This is a genomic window from Priestia sp. P1_B12_1 (assembly GCF_056406695.1).
The window spans coordinates 145,327-166,003 of record NZ_JBFTZR010000005.1; the positions used below are offsets into that span (position 1 = coordinate 145,327).

Annotated in this window: 24 protein-coding genes; 22 read left to right on the plus strand and 2 right to left on the minus strand. The window is 38.4% G+C overall.

From position 1 onward, the window contains the following. Nucleotides 1-67 precede the first annotated feature (67 nt). The 21 genes from AC1D0Y_RS17845 to fabZ all read left to right on the plus strand — a co-directional run bounded on the left by AC1D0Y_RS17845 (nucleotide 68) and on the right by fabZ (nucleotide 18,683). Complete coding sequence (locus AC1D0Y_RS17845) at nucleotides 68-2,260, plus strand: S8 family serine peptidase (RefSeq protein ID WP_253351985.1); 2,193 nt, start codon at nucleotides 68-70, stop codon at nucleotides 2,258-2,260. A 297-nt stretch (nucleotides 2,261-2,557) separates the two neighbouring features. After that, nucleotides 2,558-2,779, plus strand: a complete 222-nt coding sequence (locus AC1D0Y_RS17850) for an AtpZ/AtpI family protein (RefSeq protein WP_013085464.1) — start codon at nucleotides 2,558-2,560, stop codon at nucleotides 2,777-2,779. Nucleotides 2,780-2,785: 6 nt separating this feature from the next. Next, nucleotides 2,786-3,157, plus strand: coding sequence for an ATP synthase subunit I (locus AC1D0Y_RS17855; protein WP_013059806.1), 372 nt, complete (start codon nucleotides 2,786-2,788; stop codon nucleotides 3,155-3,157). An 18-nt stretch (nucleotides 3,158-3,175) separates the two neighbouring features. Continuing rightward, nucleotides 3,176-3,886, plus strand: a complete 711-nt coding sequence (atpB, locus tag AC1D0Y_RS17860; RefSeq protein ID WP_013059805.1) for a F0F1 ATP synthase subunit A — start codon at nucleotides 3,176-3,178, stop codon at nucleotides 3,884-3,886. Nucleotides 3,887-3,976: 90 nt separating this feature from the next. Then, nucleotides 3,977-4,189 (plus strand): F0F1 ATP synthase subunit C, encoded by a 213-nt coding sequence (atpE, locus tag AC1D0Y_RS17865; protein ID WP_013059804.1) that lies wholly within the window; start codon nucleotides 3,977-3,979, stop codon nucleotides 4,187-4,189. A gap of 102 nt (nucleotides 4,190-4,291) precedes the next feature. Further along, the gene (locus AC1D0Y_RS17870) at nucleotides 4,292-4,810 is read left to right on the plus strand and encodes a F0F1 ATP synthase subunit B (protein ID WP_013085463.1); all 519 of its coding nucleotides are present in this window, start codon (nucleotides 4,292-4,294) and stop codon (nucleotides 4,808-4,810) included. Continuing rightward, on the plus strand, nucleotides 4,807-5,352 hold the full coding sequence (locus tag AC1D0Y_RS17875) for a F0F1 ATP synthase subunit delta (RefSeq protein WP_050690856.1): 546 nt from the start codon (nucleotides 4,807-4,809) through the stop codon (nucleotides 5,350-5,352). Before AC1D0Y_RS17870 ends, AC1D0Y_RS17875 begins: the two co-directional genes overlap by 4 nt. Before the next feature lie 15 nt (nucleotides 5,353-5,367). Continuing rightward, nucleotides 5,368-6,876, plus strand: a complete 1,509-nt coding sequence (gene atpA / locus AC1D0Y_RS17880; RefSeq protein WP_013085461.1) for a F0F1 ATP synthase subunit alpha — start codon at nucleotides 5,368-5,370, stop codon at nucleotides 6,874-6,876. Nucleotides 6,877-6,981: 105 nt separating this feature from the next. Next, nucleotides 6,982-7,839 carry a F0F1 ATP synthase subunit gamma gene (locus AC1D0Y_RS17885; protein ID WP_013059800.1) on the plus strand — a complete coding sequence of 286 codons (858 nt, stop codon included), beginning with the start codon at nucleotides 6,982-6,984 and terminating at the stop codon, nucleotides 7,837-7,839. Between the two features lie 36 nt (nucleotides 7,840-7,875). After that, the gene (gene atpD, locus AC1D0Y_RS17890) at nucleotides 7,876-9,297 is read left to right on the plus strand and encodes a F0F1 ATP synthase subunit beta (protein WP_013059799.1); all 1,422 of its coding nucleotides are present in this window, start codon (nucleotides 7,876-7,878) and stop codon (nucleotides 9,295-9,297) included. A 26-nt stretch (nucleotides 9,298-9,323) separates the two neighbouring features. After that, nucleotides 9,324-9,728: a F0F1 ATP synthase subunit epsilon gene (locus tag AC1D0Y_RS17895; RefSeq protein ID WP_013059798.1), complete on the plus strand. Its 405-nt coding sequence runs from the start codon at nucleotides 9,324-9,326 to the stop codon at nucleotides 9,726-9,728. Between the two features lie 274 nt (nucleotides 9,729-10,002). Beyond that, the gene (locus AC1D0Y_RS17900; protein WP_013059797.1) at nucleotides 10,003-10,239 is read left to right on the plus strand and encodes a DUF1146 family protein; all 237 of its coding nucleotides are present in this window, start codon (nucleotides 10,003-10,005) and stop codon (nucleotides 10,237-10,239) included. Nucleotides 10,240-10,399: 160 nt separating this feature from the next. Beyond that, complete coding sequence (locus AC1D0Y_RS17905; RefSeq protein ID WP_028409697.1) at nucleotides 10,400-11,140, plus strand: YwmB family TATA-box binding protein; 741 nt, start codon at nucleotides 10,400-10,402, stop codon at nucleotides 11,138-11,140. Between the two features lie 31 nt (nucleotides 11,141-11,171). Beyond that, complete coding sequence (gene murA / locus AC1D0Y_RS17910) at nucleotides 11,172-12,476, plus strand: UDP-N-acetylglucosamine 1-carboxyvinyltransferase (protein ID WP_013059795.1); 1,305 nt, start codon at nucleotides 11,172-11,174, stop codon at nucleotides 12,474-12,476. Between the two features lie 162 nt (nucleotides 12,477-12,638). Next, nucleotides 12,639-13,661 (plus strand): stage II sporulation protein D, encoded by a 1,023-nt coding sequence (spoIID, locus tag AC1D0Y_RS17915; RefSeq protein ID WP_477707827.1) that lies wholly within the window; start codon nucleotides 12,639-12,641, stop codon nucleotides 13,659-13,661. A gap of 162 nt (nucleotides 13,662-13,823) precedes the next feature. Further along, nucleotides 13,824-14,654 (plus strand): stage II sporulation protein SpoIIQ, encoded by an 831-nt coding sequence (locus AC1D0Y_RS17920; protein WP_028409695.1) that lies wholly within the window; start codon nucleotides 13,824-13,826, stop codon nucleotides 14,652-14,654. Between the two features lie 275 nt (nucleotides 14,655-14,929). Next, a complete protein-coding gene (gene spoIIID / locus AC1D0Y_RS17925) occupies nucleotides 14,930-15,193 on the plus strand; it encodes a sporulation transcriptional regulator SpoIIID (RefSeq protein WP_013059792.1) in 264 nt (87 codons plus the stop codon). A gap of 186 nt (nucleotides 15,194-15,379) precedes the next feature. Beyond that, nucleotides 15,380-16,381 carry a rod shape-determining protein gene (mreB, locus tag AC1D0Y_RS17930; protein WP_013059791.1) on the plus strand — a complete coding sequence of 334 codons (1,002 nt, stop codon included), beginning with the start codon at nucleotides 15,380-15,382 and terminating at the stop codon, nucleotides 16,379-16,381. Nucleotides 16,382-16,495: 114 nt separating this feature from the next. After that, a complete protein-coding gene (locus AC1D0Y_RS17935; protein ID WP_477707828.1) occupies nucleotides 16,496-17,320 on the plus strand; it encodes a flagellar hook-basal body protein in 825 nt (274 codons plus the stop codon). 23 nt (nucleotides 17,321-17,343) lie between these two features. Further along, nucleotides 17,344-18,165 (plus strand): flagellar hook-basal body protein, encoded by an 822-nt coding sequence (locus AC1D0Y_RS17940; protein WP_477707829.1) that lies wholly within the window; start codon nucleotides 17,344-17,346, stop codon nucleotides 18,163-18,165. Nucleotides 18,166-18,248: 83 nt separating this feature from the next. After that, nucleotides 18,249-18,683, plus strand: a complete 435-nt coding sequence (gene fabZ / locus AC1D0Y_RS17945; RefSeq protein ID WP_013059788.1) for a 3-hydroxyacyl-ACP dehydratase FabZ — start codon at nucleotides 18,249-18,251, stop codon at nucleotides 18,681-18,683. 28 nt (nucleotides 18,684-18,711) lie between these two features. Here fabZ and AC1D0Y_RS17950 read toward each other — a convergent pair whose 3' ends face one another. After that, nucleotides 18,712-19,134, minus strand: a complete 423-nt coding sequence (locus tag AC1D0Y_RS17950; protein ID WP_028409692.1) for a helix-turn-helix domain-containing protein — start codon at nucleotides 19,132-19,134, stop codon at nucleotides 18,712-18,714. A gap of 524 nt (nucleotides 19,135-19,658) precedes the next feature. Continuing rightward, on the minus strand, nucleotides 19,659-20,096 hold the full coding sequence (locus AC1D0Y_RS17955) for a YwpF-like family protein (protein WP_014457773.1): 438 nt from the start codon (nucleotides 20,094-20,096) through the stop codon (nucleotides 19,659-19,661). A gap of 96 nt (nucleotides 20,097-20,192) precedes the next feature. On the opposite strand from AC1D0Y_RS17955, the gene ssb reads away from it, so the two are divergent. Beyond that, nucleotides 20,193-20,555, plus strand: a complete 363-nt coding sequence (gene ssb, locus AC1D0Y_RS17960) for a single-stranded DNA-binding protein (protein WP_014457774.1) — start codon at nucleotides 20,193-20,195, stop codon at nucleotides 20,553-20,555. Nucleotides 20,556-20,677: the final 122 nt, after the last annotated feature.

Sequence of the window (20,677 nt, forward strand, 5' to 3'; positions counted from 1 at the left end):
GATTTCTAAACACCTTTCACATGAAAAGTGTCTCTTTGAGACACGATAGTGTGAGAGGTGTTTTTTTATGTGGATTAAATGGTTAATGCTTAGCTTTATATTAGGGAGCGGGGGAGGGCAAATGTCGCTCAATCCGACATTTCCTTCTATAAAACAAGAAATGAATCATCAGGAAAAATCAATAATTGTCATGGTTGAAAAAGAAAAATTCGCGGAATTTAAAAGTCAGCTACAAAAAAATTATCCTAATATAAAGATTAAGAGCGAATTTCAAACGGTATTTACAGGACTTTCATTAAATGGCTCCATCTCGGATTTGGAAAAACTATCTCATAATCCTTCTATTATTGGTTCACATTCTATTAAAAACTACCAGGTTGCAGAAGAAAATAGTGTAACCTTCATTGGCTCAGAACAGGTAAGAGGCTTATTTGATACTCATAATCAGCGCTTAACAGGAAAAGGGATCAAAGTAGGCGTCATCGATACGGGTGTTGATTATTCTCATCCCGATTTAAAACAAACCTACAGGGGAGGGTATGATGTAATAGATAAAGATTATGAGCCGATGGAAACCACTCGGGAGCAAGGAGAGCCTACTCTGCATGGCACTCATGTAGCCGGTATTATTGCAGCAAATGGAAATATTAAAGGTGTAGCACCTCAATCGGAGATCTACGCATACCGAGCTCTTGGACCAGGAGGAGCTGGAACGTCTGAAAGTGTTATTCTAGCTATCGAAAAAGCAATTCAAGATGATGTAGATATTATTAATTTATCATTAGGAAATGATGTGAATGGTCCGGATTTACCAACAAGCTTAGCGTTAGATCGAGCTGTTGAAAAAGGAATTGTAACGGTTACATCCAGCGGCAATTCAGGTCCAGGTTTATGGACGGTGGGCTCTCCGGGTACAGCGGGAAAAGCTATTTCCGTTGGCGCTTCTGTTTCCCCGACGACAGTTCAATTTCTAACAATTGGATTTAACAAAGAAAAAATTATGATGGCGCCAGTAGAAGGGTCTCGTCCATGGACGTTTAATCAAACGCTGCGTGTAATAAATGAACAATACTCCAAAGAGCAAAAGCATGCGTTGGGCAACGTCATTTTGCTAAAAGCAGAAGGAAATGCGGTTGAAAAAAAGATTAAACAAGCTGAACAGGCAGGAGCAAAAGCCGTTATTTTATATAGTCCGACTGAAAAAAGCATAATCGGTAAACTAAAAGAGTCAGTAAATATTCCAGTGATATGGGTAAGTAAAAAAAGCGGTGATATCATTAATCAACACATTCAGTCTCAACAGCCATACTTACGCACTGGCAAGCAAGTGGTTCAAGACTTGCTTACATCTTTCAGTTCAAGAGGGCCTGTAACGACTACTTGGGGAATCAAGCCGGACGTCGTCGCACCTGGTTACTTCATTAATAGTACAGTTCCCGGGGGATATGAACGCATGCATGGCACAAGTATGGCTGCGCCCCATGTAGCTGGAGCGTGTGCTCTTATTTTACAAGCTCACCCGAACTGGTCTCCTGAACAAGTCAAAGCTTCATTGATGAACACAAGTAAAGTAATGCAGCAGCTAAACGGTCAAACGTATCGCGTATATGAACAAGGAGCCGGGAGAATTCAAATAGCAAAAGCTGTCACAGCAGACTCTTTATTTTATCCATCTTCTTTATCTTTCGGTATTTTTACGCGCCCATCAAAGAAAGTCTTATCATTTAAAATTGATAACCAGTCTGATAAAGCAAAAACGTATCGCTTAAACGTTCCGAAAAGGGATGAAGGAGTGAACTGGGATGTTCCATTACCCGTCACGGTGCAGCCACATCAGACAAAAGAAATAGCTGTCACTTTATCGGTGCAGCCCCGTTTTAAAAATAAAGGTATATATGACGGATATTTGGAAATAAATGATTCACGTGAAACATTTTCGCTTCCTTATATGTACATGGTTAGCATTCCAGATTATCCTCGTGTCATGGGATTGCAAGTAGCAGCGGAAAAAGAGAAAAATACGTATAGTTATGAACTGTTTTTGCCTGAAGGAGCAGATGAGTTAGGCGTTGCTCTTTTTGATAAGCAGTCTTTACAGTTTATATCGTATTTAGATGTTGACGTTGATGTAGAAAGAGGCATGAGAAAACGAAAAATAACGATCGATGAATCGCTTGTACCGGGGTCGTACCAAATATTTGCATTTGTGAAAAAGCATAGACAAGAGCAGGTTGTACACAGTACAATAACGATTGAATGAACCTCTTTAAATGTTTTCATTTGAAGAGGTTTTATGTGTGGCAGAAATGTGAACAATAAGAAGAGATTGTGAAGTTTTTAGCTTAAACACATTGACATTAAATATACGCTATTGTATGCTTACAGGGAATATAAATGATAAGGTTTTCAACCTGTGAAAACCGTTGATATTTCTGCGTATTTTATTAGCTGTTTTTACCTTTTTTAGCAATTTTTTTTGCCCTTCTATCATATATTGAGCTATAAAAACGATAGAGAATTCGGAAAAAAGAAAATTTTGCAAAAGGGGTATGAGCTTATGAAAGATCGCAACCGTCATCCTTTGCAAGCGATGGCATTAGTGTCAATCATTCTATCACAGTTAGCAGGTTCAGTCTTAATTGGCTTATTCTCTGGGAGATGGGCTGATCAATGGCTTGATACCGAACCACTATTTTTGATTTTAGGCCTTCTTTCAGGGCTAGCAGCAGGTGTTTTTATGATGCTGCGGACAGTCCACCATTTTTTTTCAGGAGATTAATAATTCATGCAGGATTTGCAGCACGTTTTTCCAAGACTTCGTTCATACATATTGTATTTGTTAGCATTATACGTTCTCGGCTGGGGATTTACAAGTTATAAGGCTGTTTTTGCAGGTTTAATTTTAGGAACCGCCCTGAGTTTGTATAATTTGTGGAACTTGGTAAGAAAGTTTGAGCAGTTTGGACAGGCGTTGGATGAGGGGAAAAAGCCCCGTTCAATTGGGACTGTTGTAAGATTTGCAACAGCTGCTCTCGCAGTTGTGATTACCATCTCTTATCCAAAAACCTTTCATATTATTAGTGTAGTTGTGGGATTAATGACGTATTATGTTGTCATTATCATAGATTTAGTTGTTCAAAATATGCGTAGAAGATAGAAAGAGAGGTGAACACAGTTGGGTCATGAATCACCAACTATAGAGTTTCTAGGCCTTACTTTTAGTCAAAGTAACTTGCTTATGGTTACCGTAGCTTCTGTTATTGTATTCTTAATTGCAGTTTTATGTACTCGTACTCTTGCTATGAAGCCAAGCGGTGCACAAAACTTTATTGAATGGGTCTTAGATTTTGTTAAAGGACTCGTTAATAGCAATATGGATTGGAAAACAGGTGGCCGCTTTTTGACGCTAGGTGTAACTTTACTTATGTACATTTTTGTGTCAAATATGTTGGGTCTTCCATTTGCCATCGTGATTGACCATAACTTATGGTGGAAATCGCCAACCGCTGATCCAGCAATTACGCTGACGTTAGCCGTTATGGTAGTTGTACTATCACATTATTATGGTATTAAAATGCGAGGTTTCTCTGCATACACGAAAGATTACTTCAAGCCAATGGCATTTTTATTCCCGCTTAAGATTATCGAGGAGTTTGCCAATACGTTAACGCTTGGCCTTCGTCTTTACGGTAATATTTATGCTGGGGAAATTTTGTTAAGCTTGCTAGCTGGTTTAGCAACAACAGGCTTCTTAGGTACAATTGGAGCTGCTATTCCAATGCTTTTATGGCAAGGATTTAGTATTTTTGTAGGCGCAATTCAGGCCTTCATTTTCACAATGTTAACGATGGTTTATTTATCTCACAAAGTGAGTAGCGACCATTAATTTATAAAGCTTTGTTCAAGTAATACCCAATTTGGACAAAACAAAACTTTGTTAAACAAAATCATATATATTAAGGGAGGACTTTATAAAATGGGTTTAATAGCATCTGCAATTGCGATTGGTTTAGCGGCACTAGGTGCTGGTATTGGTAACGGTCTTATCGTTTCTAAGACGATTGAAGGCACAGCTCGCCAACCAGAAGCACGTGGTACATTAACTTCAATGATGTTCGTTGGGGTTGCCTTAGTTGAGGCGCTTCCAATTATCGCCGTAGTTATTGCATTCATGGTACAAGGTAAATAATAATGTGTTACATGTGGCGAAGATCATTCAAAAGAACCTTCGCCATTACTTTATGTCTTTAATAAGTAAATTATATATGTGGAGTCTCTGAAGGGAGTGAACATGGCCGTGTCGAACATGTTTGTGTTAGGAGCAGCAGGCATTAATGGTGGAGATATTCTTTTCCAATTAGTGATGTTCCTTATCCTACTTGCGTTACTTCAAAAATTCGCGTTTGGTCCTGTAATGGGAATCATGAAAAAACGTGAAGAGCATATTGCCGGTGAGATTGATGAAGCAGAAAAGCAAAATGAGGAAGCGAAGAAGCTTGTTGAAGAGCAGCGTGAAATCTTAAAGCAATCTCGTCAAGAAGTGCAAGTAATGATGGAAAACGCTAGAAAGTCTGCAGAAGATAAAAAAGAAGAAATCATTGCGGCAGCACGCGAAGAGTCTGAGCGTCTAAAAGCTGCAGCAAAACAAGAAATCGAACAGCAAAAAGATCAAGCAGTTGCTGCGTTACGTGAGCAAGTTGCTTCATTATCTGTTTTAATTGCGTCGAAAGTTATTGAAAAAGAACTTTCTGAACAAGATCAAGAGAAGTTAATTCATGAATATATCCAAGAAGTAGGGGATGTACGATGAGTCAACCAGCTGTAGCCAAACGCTATGCACTAGCTCTTTTTCAATTAGCAACAGAAAAACAGATGATCGATGAAATGCAAGACCAGCTACAAATCGTTGAAGAGGTGTTTGCTAAAACACCTGAATTAATGGATGTATTAACTCATCCAAAAATTACAATTGAGCGAAAAAAACAGTTTGTAAGTGAGGCATTTGCTGAACTTTCACCAACTGTTCAACATACGGTTCTTCTATTATTAGAGCGTCACCGCATTCAAATTGTTAGCGAAATGGTACAAGAGTATCGTTTCCTAGCGAACGAAGTACGTGGCGTGGCAGATGCAACTGTTTATTCTGTCAAACCTTTAAGTGCAGATGAGAAAAGAGCAATCTCGCAATCATTTGCTTCTAAAGTTGGAAAACATACGTTAAATATTTCAAATATAGTAGATAAAAGCCTAATCGGCGGCGTGAAGCTTCGCATTGGTAATCGTATCTATGATGGCAGCATTAGCAGCAAATTAGAAACGATCCAACGAGGACTTCTTGCACACAGATCGTAGATAGGGGTGAAATTCATGAGCATCAAAGCTGAAGAAATTAGTGCGCTGATCAAGCAGCAAATTGAAAACTATCAGTCTGAGATTAAAGTGAGTGATGTAGGTACTGTTATCCAAGTTGGGGACGGTATCGCACGTGCTCATGGCCTCGACAATGTCATGGCTGGAGAACTGGTTGAATTTTCAAATGGTGTCATGGGAATGGCACAAAACTTAGAAGAAAACAATGTAGGTATCATTATTTTAGGACCATATACGGAAATTCGTGAAGGTGATGAAGTTCGCCGTACAGGACGCATCATGGAAGTTCCGGTAGGGGAGCAGTTAATCGGTCGTGTTGTTAACTCATTAGGTCAGCCAGTAGACGGACTAGGCCCAGTAGAAACAACAAAAACACGTCCAATTGAAGGTGCTGCACCTGGCGTTATGGATCGTAAATCAGTACATGAGCCGCTTCAAACAGGTATCAAGGCGATTGACGCACTTGTGCCGATCGGTCGTGGACAGCGTGAGTTAATTATCGGTGACCGCCAAACGGGTAAAACATCGGTAGCAATCGATACAATCTTAAATCAAAAAGATCAAGATATGGTATGTATCTATGTAGCGATTGGCCAAAAAGAATCAACAGTTCGTAACGTAGTAGAGACATTGCGTAAACACGGTGCTCTAGATTACACAATCGTTGTAACAGCATCAGCTTCACAACCAGCTCCACTATTATTCTTAGCGCCATACGCTGGGGTAACAATGGGTGAAGAGTTTATGTATAACGGTAAGCACGTACTTGTTATTTACGATGACTTAACAAAACAAGCATCAGCTTATCGTGAACTTTCATTACTATTACGCCGTCCTCCGGGTCGTGAAGCGTATCCAGGGGATGTATTCTACCTGCACTCTCGTTTATTAGAGCGTGCGGCAAAGTTATCGGACGCAAAAGGTGGAGGTTCATTAACAGCTCTTCCATTTATTGAAACGCAAGCAGGAGACGTATCTGCTTATATCCCAACGAACGTAATTTCGATTACAGACGGACAAATTTTCTTACAGTCAGATCTATTCTTCTCAGGCGTACGTCCTGCGATTAATGCTGGTCTTTCTGTATCACGTGTAGGGGGATCTGCACAAATTAAAGCGATGAAAAAGGTAGCAGGTACACTGCGTCTAGACCTTGCATCTTATCGTGAGCTTGAATCGTTTGCTCAGTTCGGTTCTGATCTTGACCAAGCAACTCAAGCAAAATTAAATCGAGGAGCGCGTACAGTTGAAATCTTAAAACAAGGTTTACACAAACCGCTTCGCGTAGAAAAACAAGTAGCTGTGCTTTACGCATTAACAAAAGGCTTCTTAGATGATGTTCCAGTATCAGATATTACGCGCTTTGAAGACGAGTACTTAACATGGTTAGAGTCAAACCGTAAAGAAGTACTTGAATCAATCCGTACAACTGGTGGTCTTCCTGAAGCTGGCGTATTCGAATCAGCACTTGAAGAATTCAAGAAAACATTTATTGCATCTGAATAATATATTGTCAGCATGGTATGTTAAGACAATCTTTCAATAAGGTGAAGGTGAACATTTGTTCACCTTTCATACCACGTGATCTTCTAAAACAAGGTGGTGAAACCTTTGGCATCATTACGTGATATACAAACTCGAATCACATCGACGAAAAAAACGAGCCAGATTACGAAAGCAATGGAAATGGTTTCAGCTGCAAAGCTGAATAGAGCGGAACAAAATGCAAAATCGTTTGTTCCATACATGGAAAAAATTCAAGAGGTAGTCTCAAGCGTAGCCCTAGGCAGCAGAGGCGCTTCACATCCAATGTTAACTGCGCGCAGTGTGAAGAAAACTGGTTACATCGTAATCACTTCAGATCGCGGTCTAGCAGGAGCATATAACAGTAATATTTTGCGAAAAGTATCTCAAGCTATTGAAGAACGCCATCAATCACCTGATGAATACGGTGTGATTGCAATTGGACGAGTAGGGAGAGATTTCTTTGTAAAACGCGGTATTCCGGTTTTGCTTGAAATCACAGGCTTAGCAGATCAGCCAGCTTTTGCTGACATTCAAGGAATCGCTTCACAAACAGTTCAAATGTTTGCGGACGGTACGTTTGATGAACTTTACTTATACTACAATCACTTTATCAATACGATTTCACAAGAAGTGACGGAGAAGAAGTTATTGCCTCTAACAGATCTTCAACCTTCTGGTAAACTTGTTGGTTATGAATTTGAACCATCACAAGAAGAGATTTTAGAAGTATTACTTCCTCAGTATGCAGAGAGTTTAATTTACGGCGGCCTGCTTGATGGAAAAGCAAGTGAGCATGCTGCTCGTATGACAGCGATGAAAAGTGCAACAGACAACGCAAAAGATCTTATCAATAATCTTACATTGTCATATAACCGTGCACGTCAAGCGGCAATTACCCAGGAAATTACGGAAATTGTTGGCGGAGCGGCAGCGTTAGAATAGAAAGTTTAATGGAAAAGCAAGTTAGGAGGGAACACGATGACAAAAGGACGCGTTACTCAAATCATGGGTCCAGTTGTAGACGTAAAGTTTGACAACGGACACCTTCCGGCAATTTATAACGCCCTTAAAATTTCACATAAACCGAGCAGTGCAAGTGAAGTTGCAATCGAATTAACATTAGAAGTTGCGATTCACTTAGGTGATAACACGGTTCGTACAGTAGCAATGTCATCCACTGACGGCTTAGTTCGTGGATTAGAAGTAGAAGATACAGGTGCAGCAATCTCAGTACCAGTTGGTGACGTTACGTTAGGTCGTGTATTTAACGTATTAGGTGAAAAAATCGACTTAGACGCCCCAATCGATGCAGGTGCACGTCGTGATCCAATCCACCGTCAAGCACCAAAGTTCGAAAATCTATCTACACAAGCTGAAATTCTTGAAACAGGTATTAAAGTAGTAGACTTATTAGCTCCTTACATTAAAGGTGGAAAAATCGGTCTATTCGGTGGTGCCGGTGTAGGTAAAACAGTATTAATTCAAGAATTAATCAATAACATTGCTCAAGAGCACGGCGGTATTTCAGTATTCGCTGGTGTAGGTGAGCGTACGCGTGAAGGTAATGACTTATACCATGAAATGACAGATTCTGGTGTTATTAAGAAGACGGCTATGGTATTTGGACAAATGAATGAGCCACCTGGTGCACGTCAACGTGTTGCATTAACAGGATTAACAATGGCAGAATACTTCCGTGACGAACAAGGTCAAGACGTATTATTCTTTATTGATAATATCTTCCGTTTCACACAAGCGGGTTCAGAAGTATCAGCATTACTTGGCCGTATGCCATCAGCAGTAGGTTATCAGCCAACATTAGCGACAGAAATGGGTCAGCTTCAAGAGCGTATCACGTCAACAAGCGTAGGTTCTGTAACATCGATTCAAGCGATTTACGTACCAGCCGATGACTATACGGATCCAGCTCCAGCGACAACATTTGCTCACTTAGATGCAACAACAAACTTAGAGCGTAAATTATCAGAGATGGGTATTTACCCTGCGGTAGATCCATTAGCATCTACATCTCGCGCTTTATCTCCTGAAATTGTTGGAGAAGAGCACTATGCAATTGCGCGTCAAGTTCAACAAACGTTACAGCGTTATAAAGAGTTACAAGATATCATTGCAATCCTAGGTATGGATGAGTTATCTGATGAAGATAAACTTGTTGTACAACGTGCTCGTCGCGTTCAATTCTTCTTGTCTCAAAACTTCCACGTAGCAGAACAATTTACAGGTCAAAAAGGTTCTTATGTTCCTGTAAAAGAAACTGTTAAAGGATTTAAAGAGATCTTGGAAGGTAAATACGATCATTTACCTGAAGATGCGTTCCGTTTAGTTGGTCGCATTGAAGAAGTTATTGAAAATGCGAAACGTATGGGAGTAGAAGTTTAATTTAAGGGACATAGGAGGTTTTTTAAATGAAGACAATCCATGTCAGTGTAGTGACTCCTGATGGCCCAGTTTACGAATCAGAAGTGGAAATGGTAAGTACCCGAGCACAGAGCGGTGAGCTTGGTATTTTACATGGCCATATTCCGATGGTTGCTCCTTTACAAATTGGAGCCGTCCGCTTGAAGAAAGCAAGCAGTACAGAACTTGTGGCTGTTAGCGGAGGATTTCTTGAAGTAAGACCTGACAAAGTAACAATTCTTGCACAGGCTGCTGAAACAGCTGAAGAGATTGACGTAGCTCGTGCAGAAGAAGCGAAAAAGCGCGCTGAAATGCGCCTTGATAGCAAACAAGACGACGTTGATGTTAAGCGTGCTGAAATTGCCTTAAAACGGGCAGTCAATCGTTTAGATATTAGTCAACGTAAGTTCTAAAAAAAGCCCTCTCAAACGAATGAGAGGGCTTTTTTGCTCTATTATACAAAAGGGGAAGAGCAAATAGCATTCATCTATGATTATATATTCCATTCAACTAAGCGCATCCATCTTCTTTATTTTGCTCAATAATGGAAAAGGATCTTAAAATAGGGAATAAAATAAATGTTTTTCATGTTACCGTTTACGAATTTGCATAAGTGTGCTTTAATATGAAAAGAAGAGACGATGATCGTCTCTTCTTTTCATATGGTGTTTAAAAGGAGTGCTTTTATTGTTTGGAGGAATTGAACAGCAAACGTTACTAACCATGATTTCACATTTGATTTTTATTGTGATTACTTGGTATGCTTTGCAAGGCTTTCAAATTGAAAAGCTGATGAAACCTAATCATGTGTTTCAAGCAAAATTAATGCTTATTTTATTGACCATTACGATTTCATCAACAGTAAGTAATTTCTTTTTGGATTATTTATTTTGGTCACAGCGCATTCCCTCATTTTTTCAATGATTGGCAAGCTATAAGTCTATGATAAAATAGACGTTCATTCATTGAAGATATACGAATTTATACGCTAATGTATGTCGCTATGTCTAAATATGACGACCCTTTTCATGTATGTATCATCGCCTTCTGGAAAGACTGGTGAGTACGGAAAGGGAGTGGCGAAATGTTTAAAAAAATTAGTGTCTTTTTGGCTATTTTCATTACTGGCTTATTCGTATATCATGGAAGTTATGTGAGCAATGCCCAAAACAATGAAACTACTATTGAGAAGATTGTTCACACCTTAAATAAGCAGCATGTTTCGTTAACTGAAGTATCGTTGTATGCAAGAGAAGAAGTAAAAGCTGTTACTGACCAAAAAACCTTTTATTCGCAAGCTAAAATTATTAAAAGTAATTTTAGAGGTTTTAAATGGGAAGTGAAGAGGGAAAGAGACCTATGGAAAGCAATAGGTACACGCAAAAGTGAAGATGTGAACGAAGTCATTCTGTTAACTTATGCGATCGATGAACACAGCAATGCGTACATATCGTATCATGTAACGGGACAAGGTTTAAAAGAAAAAAATATGACCCATTTTCAAAATGTATTTCAGACAAATTATGAAAAAATTTTCCTATCAGAACCCATAATTTTCTCTTGTGCAACAGGGGAAATCAATGATAAGATGGAAAGTGTTTTGTCTGTTGAAATTCAAGACCTATTACGAGCTTTCAATGCTAAACCAGTGGAATCTCTAGTGGAAGAGTCATTTACCTCTGTTTCAGCATATACTGGACTGTGGAAAGAAGCTCTTCAAACGAAAAAGCAGGAAATGAACTTACAAATTGCATTACGCAAGACAAGAATGGGCGGTCAAACAACCATAGTTGTTGGCACACCTATCATTACGTCTGAATATTAATATAGAGAAAATGGACGCGGAGGGGAATACCTTGGAAAAAATCATCGTCCGCGGTGGAAATAGATTAAGCGGTACAGTTAAAGTTGAAGGAGCAAAAAACGCCGTTTTACCTATTATCACTGCAACCTTATTAGCTAGTGAAGGAAAAACAATTCTAAATGATGTACCAGCTCTCTCCGATGTATTTACGATTGGCGAAGTTTTAAGACATCTGAATGCAGAAGTAGATTTTGAAACAAATCGTGTAGTTGTAGATGCATCAAGAGAGTTAAAAACAGATGCACCTTTTGAATATGTAAGAAAAATGCGCGCTTCAGTACTTGTAATGGGTCCTTTATTGGCGCGTACAGGTGAGGCTCGTGTAGCTTTACCTGGCGGATGTGCGATTGGATCAAGACCGATTGACCAGCATCTTAAAGGCTTTGAAGCAATGGGTGCTAAAGTTCAAGTAGGAAATGGTTTTATTGATGCAAAAGTTGAAGGAAGACTAAAAGGTGCTAAAATTTATTTAGACTTCCCAAGTGTAGGTGCCACAGAAAATATTATGATGGCAGCAGCATTAGCGGAAGGCACTACAATTATGGAAAACGTAGCAAAAGAACCTGAGATTGTCGACTTAGCAAACTTCTTAAACGCAATGGGCGCTAAAGTTCGCGGTGCAGGAACTGGTACGATCCGTATTGAAGGTGTTAATAAATTATATGGTGCAGAACATGCAATTATTCCAGATCGTATCGAAGCTGGAACATTCATGGTAGCAGCAGCTATTACAGGTGGAAACGTACTTGTACGCGGTGCAGTAGCAGAGCACATCAGTTCACTTGTTGCTAAAATGGAAGAAATGGGTGTTGAAATTACTGAAGAAGGCGACGGCTTACGCGTTGTAGGACCTGAAAAGCTAAAATCAGTAGATATTAAAACAATGCCTCATCCAGGTTTCCCTACGGATATGCAATCTCAAATGATGGCATTATTATTAGCAGCAGAAGGCACAAGTATGATTACAGAAACAGTTTTTGAAAACCGCTTTATGCACGTAGAAGAGTTTCGCCGCATGAACGCTGATATTAAAATTGAAGGGCGCTCTGTTATTATTAACGGACCTTCTCAACTACAAGGCGCTGAAGTAGCAGCAACAGATCTTCGTGCAGCAGCAGCGTTAACATTAGCAGGACTTGTAGCAGACGGCTATACGCGTGTAACGGAATTAAAACACCTTGATCGTGGTTATGTAAATTTCCACAATAAATTAGCCGCTTTAGGCGCTGATATTGAACGTGTAAATGACGAAACAAAGCAAGTAGAACAAACTCAACAGGCTTCAGACGTGAAATAAATATGTCATAAAAAAAGCATCTCATAGCGAGATGCTTTTTTTGTCGTTGGACGACCCTTATGGCCGGTTTGCTGTCATAAAAGGTTGTCCACCTCCATACATATGGAATATAGGGATATAGGTGTTCCTTGTCAAAATAATAGATATGGAGGCTAGGCGTTCATGAAACAAGCAAAGCCAATCGTCGTACTAGGAGTCATCTTTTTTTTCGTTGTGTTACTCATCCCAACACTTCTCGTTGTTCCTTTTACTGAAAAGACAGATGGAAAGCTACATGAAAATGTCAAACAGACCCCACAAACCGAAAAACTACAAAAAGTGACAGCGTCTCCTCTTGACGTCAGTGTTTATCGTACGGAAACGAAAAAAGTAGAAAAACTGCCGCTCGAAGACTATCTTGTAGGGGTAGTAGCAGCTGAAATGCCTGCTACTTTTGAGCTTGAAGCACTTAAGGCTCAAAGTTTGGCAGCCAGAACCTATATTGTACAAACTATGATGAATGGAAATAGTCATCTTCCCCAAGGAGCGGATGTGACTGATACCGTAGAGTACCAAGTATATTTAAATAAAGATGAGCTAAGAAGCAGATGGAACAAAGACTATGATTGGAAAATCAAAAAAATTCAAGAAGCAGTGAAAGACACCCAAGGTCAAATTCTTACGTATAAAAATAAGCCAATTAATGCTACGTTCTTTTCTACAAGCAATGGTTACACTGAAAATTCAGAGGCGTATTGGAAGAATTCCATTCCTTATCTAAAAAGTGTAGCTAGTCCATGGGATAAAAAGTCCCCAGAATTTACAAATCAGAAAGTAATGTCTGTTGCTAGCTTTGAACAGAGGCTTGGAGTGAAATTAACAAACAGTGGATCAGTAGGTGAAATCCTCTCTAGAACGCCGGGGCAGCGCGTAGATTACGTAAAGATAAACGGTAAAGAACTGTCGGGAAAAGATGTTCGGGAAAAATTGGGTTTATCGTCAGCCGACTTTCATTGGACAAAAAAAGGTAATGAAATTATCATCAACACAAAAGGATATGGACATGGTATTGGGATGAGTCAGTACGGAGCAAATGGTATGGCACTGGAAGGAAAAACGTATAAAGATATTGTTACTCATTATTATACAGGTGTTGCGATTACCCCTAACGATCAGTTTGTTGCACAATTGACAGCTAAACGCTAATTCAAAGACCCTTATATCAGGGTCTTTTTTTATGGTTTTCACTTTTTTTAAATAAAATGTATATTTTAGATTCATCTGTTGAAAAATAATCGAAAAAAATTTTTTATCGCTGTGTATATATTCATTCAATTGTGTTCAGACTGATTGCTGAGGTGATGATATATGAGAGAGGAAGAAAAGAAACGTACTTCTCCAAAATCGAAAGTTCAAAAATTAGTTAGAAAGCGTTGGGTGTTCCCGGCTATCTATTTAGCGAGTGCAGCAATTATTCTTACAGCAGTCCTTTGGTTTCAAGCTAATGGAAACGATATTAGCAAAGAAGACAAAAGCGGCTATAGCCAAGACGGTACGGCTTATCGAGACGACGCTGTAGAGGTAAATGCTTCACTTGAAAATTTAAAAATGCCAGTCGCTAGTGAAGCATCAGCAATCGTGAAAAAGCCTTTCTACGACGATCAAGCATCTGAAAAACAGCAAGAAGAAGCACTAGTTTTCTACAACAATACGTATCATCCAAACACAGGTGTTGACTTAGCTGTTAAGGGAGATAAATCATTTGATGTTGTAGCAGCAGCTAGCGGTACAGTAACAAAAGCAACAAAAGATCCTTTACTAGGTTATGTAGTAGAAATTGATCACAAAGATGGTTTAGTCACACAGTATCAATCTCTTGAGAAAGCTGATGTAGAAGTAGGAGATATTGTTAAACAAGGCCAAACGATCGCAAAAGCTGGAAAAAGCTTATATAATCAAGAAGCAAAAACACATGTGCATTTTGAAGTTCGTAAAGATGGTGTAGCAATTAATCCAAGCAGTTATTTTGGAAAATCTGTTAGTTCTATCAAAGAAGTCAAAGCAGCTGAAGTGACAGAACCAAAAGACGACTCTTCTTCTGAAGAATCAAAGGATAGCGAAAAATCATCTGATGAAAAGACTAAAGAAGATAAAGATTCAAAACAACCTTCAACAGATACGTCTAAACCAAATGCATAAGGCAAGACCATAAATACGAAAAGAAGCTGGATAAAATCGAGCTTCTTTTTTTATGAATTTTTCTAAAATGAGATGCATTATGTTAAAAAAGTAAATAAAAAACACTAAATTTTCAAAAAAATATAAGAAATCACTTGTCCTTACTGACTTTTCTAGCATATATCTGCACACAAGCTAATAAACTGTTACAAACCTATAAAGAGAATGTTAGAAAAGGGATAATATATACATTCCCTTGGATACTTCTCATATCCAATTTGGGGAGGGCGAGTAGTGTGCACGATTACATCAAAGAGAGAACTATCAAGATTGGAAAGTATATTGTAGAAACAAAGAAAACAGTTCGTGTAATTGCGAAAGAATTTGGCGTTTCGAAAAGTACTGTCCATAAAGATTTAACAGAGCGTCTACCAGAAATAAATCCTGAGTTAGCAAATGAAGTAAAAGAAATTCTTGATTATCATAAATCTATTCGGCATTTGCGTGGAGGAGAAGCAACAAAATTAAAGTACAAAAAGGAAGAAGAAACTGTAAAATGAAAAAATGCCCAATATTGCCTTTTTTATAGAGGTAGTATAGGGCATTTTATTTTTTGGATAAAATAGGTATATAATAAATATTTTTGCTAATAACAACATACATATACAAATTGTGATAAAATAGTAAATTAGGAAAAAAGAATGGTTATCATGCAAAGATATGTAAATAGAAGGAGGATTTAAGGTATGTTAGCAAAAGACATTGGTATCGATTTAGGTACAGCTAACGTCTTAATTCACGTTAAAGGCAAAGGAATTGTGTTAAATGAACCGTCTGTTGTGGCGATTGATAAAAATACAAATAGAGTGCTAGCAGTAGGGGAAGAAGCGAGACGTATGGTAGGAAGAACGCCCAGTAATATTATTGCCATTCGTCCCTTAAAAGATGGTGTTATCGCTGACTTCGAAATTACAGAGTCTATGCTCAAACACTTTATTAACAAATTAAATGTAAAAGGTTTTTTATCCAAGCCTCGCATTTTAATTTGTTGTCCAACAAATATTACTTCTGTTGAACAAAAAGCAATTCGCGAAGCTGCTGAAAAGAGCGGTGGGAAAACCATTTATTTGGAAGAAGAACCAAAAGTCGCGGCTATTGGCGCTGGAATGGATATCTTTCAGCCGAGCGGAAATATGGTCGTAGATATTGGTGGAGGTACAACCGATGTGGCCGTCCTTTCAATGGGCGATATCGTAACAGCAGCTTCTATTAAGATGGCTGGTGATCGTTTTGATGCCGAAATTTTGCAGTACATTAAGCAAAAATATAAGCTCTTAATTGGAGAGCGTACAGCAGAAGAAATTAAAGTGAAAATTGGTACGGTGTTTCCTAAAGCTCGTAATGAAGAGCTGGACATTCGAGGGCGAGACATGGTTTCAGGCCTACCACGTACGGTTACTGTTTATTCTGAAGAAGTAGAGGAGGCACTTAGAGAGTCTGTCAGCGTCATTGTACAAGCTTCGAAAAGTGTATTAGAGCGTACACCTCCCGAACTTTCTGCCGATATTATAGACAGAGGCGTTATTTTAACTGGCGGTGGAGCATTGCTTCACGGTATGGATCAGCTGTTAGCGGAAGAATTAAAGGTGCCTGTGCTAATTGCAGAAAATCCAATGGGTTGTGTAGCTGTTGGAACAGGTATTATGCTCGATAATATTGATAAACTATCTCGTCGCAATATTGTTTAAATAAATGAAGACTCCTCTATTGGCTCGTTTCATACAGAGGAGTCTCTTCTTTTATCTAATATACTCTGTGAGCTAGCTCTAACGAACAACGTTTACTTGTAAGGAGGATGAAGTATGTTTAAAGGGTTTTACACGGCAGCAGCCGGTATGCTGTCTCAACAGCGTCAAACTGACTTATTAACGAATAACATAGCAAATGCTAATACGCCAGGATTTAAAGCAGATCAAGGTACGTTAAAGGCATTTCCTGATATGTTGCTGCAGCGAATGGAATCTGAAGATTTACCTACTGAACGTAGCATCTCTGTTCAGAACAAAAAAGACATAGGTGCGATTAATACAGGCGTGTATATGCAAGAAACAGTTCCAAATTTTACACAAGGTGATCTTCAGCAAACATCTCAATCAACTGATATTGCATTGATGGAGCAAAATATGCCTACAAAAGAGGGCGGACTATTTTTTGTGGTACAAAACCCTGATAATACGCCTCAATATACAAGAAACAGTAATTTTACATTAGATCAGGAAGGTTTTTTAACTACGTCTACCGGAGCTTATGTATTAAATACAAATAATCAACCAATCCAACTAAAAAGTGAAAACTTTACAGTTGATTCACAAGGTAACGTAACAGAAAATAATCAGCAGGTTGCACAAATCGATATTGCTTATGCTAGTGATTTACAAACGATTAAAAAGACAGGGAATGGATTGTATGAAACGCTGAACAATCAGTCCTTGCCTTCAGCAAGGAATAACCCAGGCATTTCTTATCAGTTAAAGCAAGGATTTGTTGAACGTTCCAATGTAGATGCTGCTCAAAGTATGACTGATTTACTAACGGCTTACAGAGCTTTTGAGGCAAATCAAAAAATAATGCAAGCTTACGATAGGAGCATGGATAAAGCGGCAAATGAAATTGGGCGTGTGCGCTAAAAGCAACAGGGGAGATGAGAAGGATGAACCGTACAATGATAACAGCGGCCAATACGATGGGACAGCTGCAGCAGCAACTTGATGTCATTGGTCATAATCTATCTAATACAAATACGACAGGATATAAAGCGAGAGATGCTTCATTTAATGATATGCTGTATCAACAAGTAAACAATCAAGAAGACAAGGGAACAGAAAAGCGGCTTACGCCAGCCGGAATTCGGCAAGGCACAGGCGCTTATTTAGATCAAACGAGCTTGAATATGACGCAGGGTACTTTTCAGAATACAGATAAACTATTAGATGTAGCTGCATCTAATCCAAACGTTTATTTTCAAGTTGCCGTAAAAGATTCCCAACAGCCTGTACAATATACGCGAGATGGTTCTTTTCATCTTAGCCCCGAAGGCCCGAACAATGTTAAATTAGTAAACGGTTCTGGTCAGGATGTGCTGGGGGAAAATGGTCAAGCTATTATTTTCAGTAACGCGTTCAAAGATATACAAATTGATGGAAGTGGAACGGTAACGGTTACTACGAATACGGGCGTTGACCAGTTTACCCTTGGGTTAACAAATGTCCAAAAGCCGCAGGTGCTAGAAGCTAAAGGAGAAAATCTATTTGCCTTTCCAGCAGGGATGAACCAACCGAATATGTTTACAGATTTGACTGGAAAACCTCGAGAAACAGCAGGCGTAGAGCAAGGAAAACTGGAACAGTCAAATGTAGATTTGAGCAAAGAACTCACTGATATGTCCATTGCTCAACGTGCGTATCAATTTAATTCCCGCTCTATTTCAATTGCAGATCAAATGATGGGCTTGGTTAATGGAATCAGAGCTTAAGCAAGTAGTTGCTTCTCAATTGAGCATTCTGTATATTGATAATAGTATCGTATGTTACATGCGGTTTGAAAGGAGACTTATTTATGCTTGATATTGAACAAATTAAAGAAATTATTCCACACCGATATCCATTTTTATTGGTCGATCGTATTTTAGAAGTGGAAGAGGGAAAAAAAGCAGTTGGTTTAAAAAACGTATCTGCCAATGAAGAATTTTTCAACGGGCATTTCCCTGACTATCCTGTGATGCCAGGGGTTTTAATTGTAGAAGCTTTGGCTCAGGTAGGAGCAGTAGCTATGCTAAAAAAAGAAGAAAACCAAGGACGTTTAGCATTTTTTGCAGGCATTGACAACTGCCGTTTTAAAAAGCAAGTAAGACCTGGTGATCAACTACGTTTAGAGGTTGAAATTGTACGTGCACGTGGATCTATTGGCAAAGGAAAAGGTATCGCAACTGTAGATGGAGAGTTAGTCTGCGAAACAGATATTATGTTTGCTTTAGGCGATAAAAAAGAATAGTACATAAGAGCTGCTGATGCAGCTTTTTTTATTGGCGCTGCAAAGCAGAAAAAAGTTTCTTTAATAAAGGTATAATATCCGTTAGCAACTCTTTTTGAAGAGTTGGTGACAGAGATGAAAATTGTAAGAGCACATGTTTCAATAAGGGCTGTTTATCTATGAGGGTTAAAATGGTATCGTCTTGTGAATCTGATTCACGTTTTCTTGTTAAGTAAAGAAGTTGGAAGTCATGTAAATAATCTTGTTTATAAGAGGAAGGATCAATAAGTTGGTCCAGCGTAATTTGAAAACAATTACATAGAGATAGAAAATCAAAAATGGAAGGCGTTTGTTTCGAACATTCCCATTTTGAAATAGTTGTACGAGAAACATTCAACTGATTTGCTAATTCTTCTTGTGAAAACCCTCCTTTTAGTCTAAAATGTTTAATTCTTTCTCCCAAACCTTTCATATGCATCACCTGATTTCGTAAAGATAAGTATATGTCTTATTGTTCGAATGTAGTTCATGTTCTTTGTAACATGCTGAATTTACACAATATGAAACATATACACTTTACCTTCTGCAATAAAGGGAATAAAACCTGTTTTTATTTCTTTTTTTTTCTCTAAAAAGATTCATTTTTCTGCATATATATATAAAAAAGAACAAAAATAGAGGTTTTTATAGTAAAAAAATCCTATTTTTTGTTCGGTATATTGAAAAAAATGGTTGAATAACGGGGAAAAATGCATTAATATACGAATTACAAAGAAAAAGGAGTGAAAAAATGACAAATTTTTATTTGAAAAGGCAAGGCGCTCGCGCAAGAGATAATCGGTTCAAACGTTCTAGTTGTGATCATTTATTTTTAGGAAAAAAAGAAAGGTACCTCCCCAGTGAGTTCTCTTTGCTTTATCCTTCTCATGGACCAACGAAAAAGACCGCAAACAATAATCCTCTCTTTTAAATCCAGACACCTTAAGATGACATGACTTATTTTTTAGATGTACTTTTTATCGGTCTGTTCCGAAGCTGCAGTTTGAACTGTTGAAGTAAATCTTGACCTGATAATCCTTGGTTAATTAAATCCTCTAAGAGCATTTCAGCATAATGAAGTCTCCGTTCTTTTAAAACACCTTTCATCAACAAACTAATACGATTTTCACCAATTGAAGTAATGGAAGCCACGGTAGCTATAAAGGTAGCCGGATCATTTGTTTCTTTCGTAATTTTAGCTTCTACCGTCATTTTTTGTTTATCTTTCAACAAAACATGAAATTCATCGTACCATTTCTTATCGATAACTGCTTCTAAAATCCAGTTATTTTCGCCGTCTTCTTTATTAATAATAAGGCCATTAGTTAGTGAGACAGACTGACGTTTTTCTTGATCATCAACCAATTGAAATGACACAAGTTTAAATGTTTTCATTGATGTTTCCTCCTTTGCGTAAATAGTAGGTTATCCATATTATAACATGAATGAGCTTAAAGATTCCCATTATTCAATCAGTTGGAGTGGTAGACTATGATTAACCATATTGTTCTTGTAGGAAGACTGACAAAAAAACCTGAGCTTCGATATACCCATGAAGGGATTGCAGTATCTACTATTACTTTAGCAATTAATCGAACGTTTCGAAATGTTGAAGGTGAATATGATGCTGATTTTGTCAATATTACTCTGTGGAGAAAAAATGCAGAAAATACGGCTGCTTACTGTGATAAAGGAGCGGTTGTAGGTGTGGTAGGGCGTGTACAAACGCGCACATTTGAAAATAATCTTCAGCAACGAGTATATATGACCGACGTTGTGGCTGATGCTGTTAAGTTTTTAAGTGGAAAGCCATCCGGTTCTTCTTCATTTGATTCAAATCAGCAAGAAGAATGAAGTTATCTAGCATGAAAGGGGGTGATTAGTTCAGCTAAGGTTCTAAGTCCTCTTATCTATCATAATAGAAGATAGATCCTCTTTAAGAGCAACAAGGCTCTTTCTATATTCTCAAGAGAGAA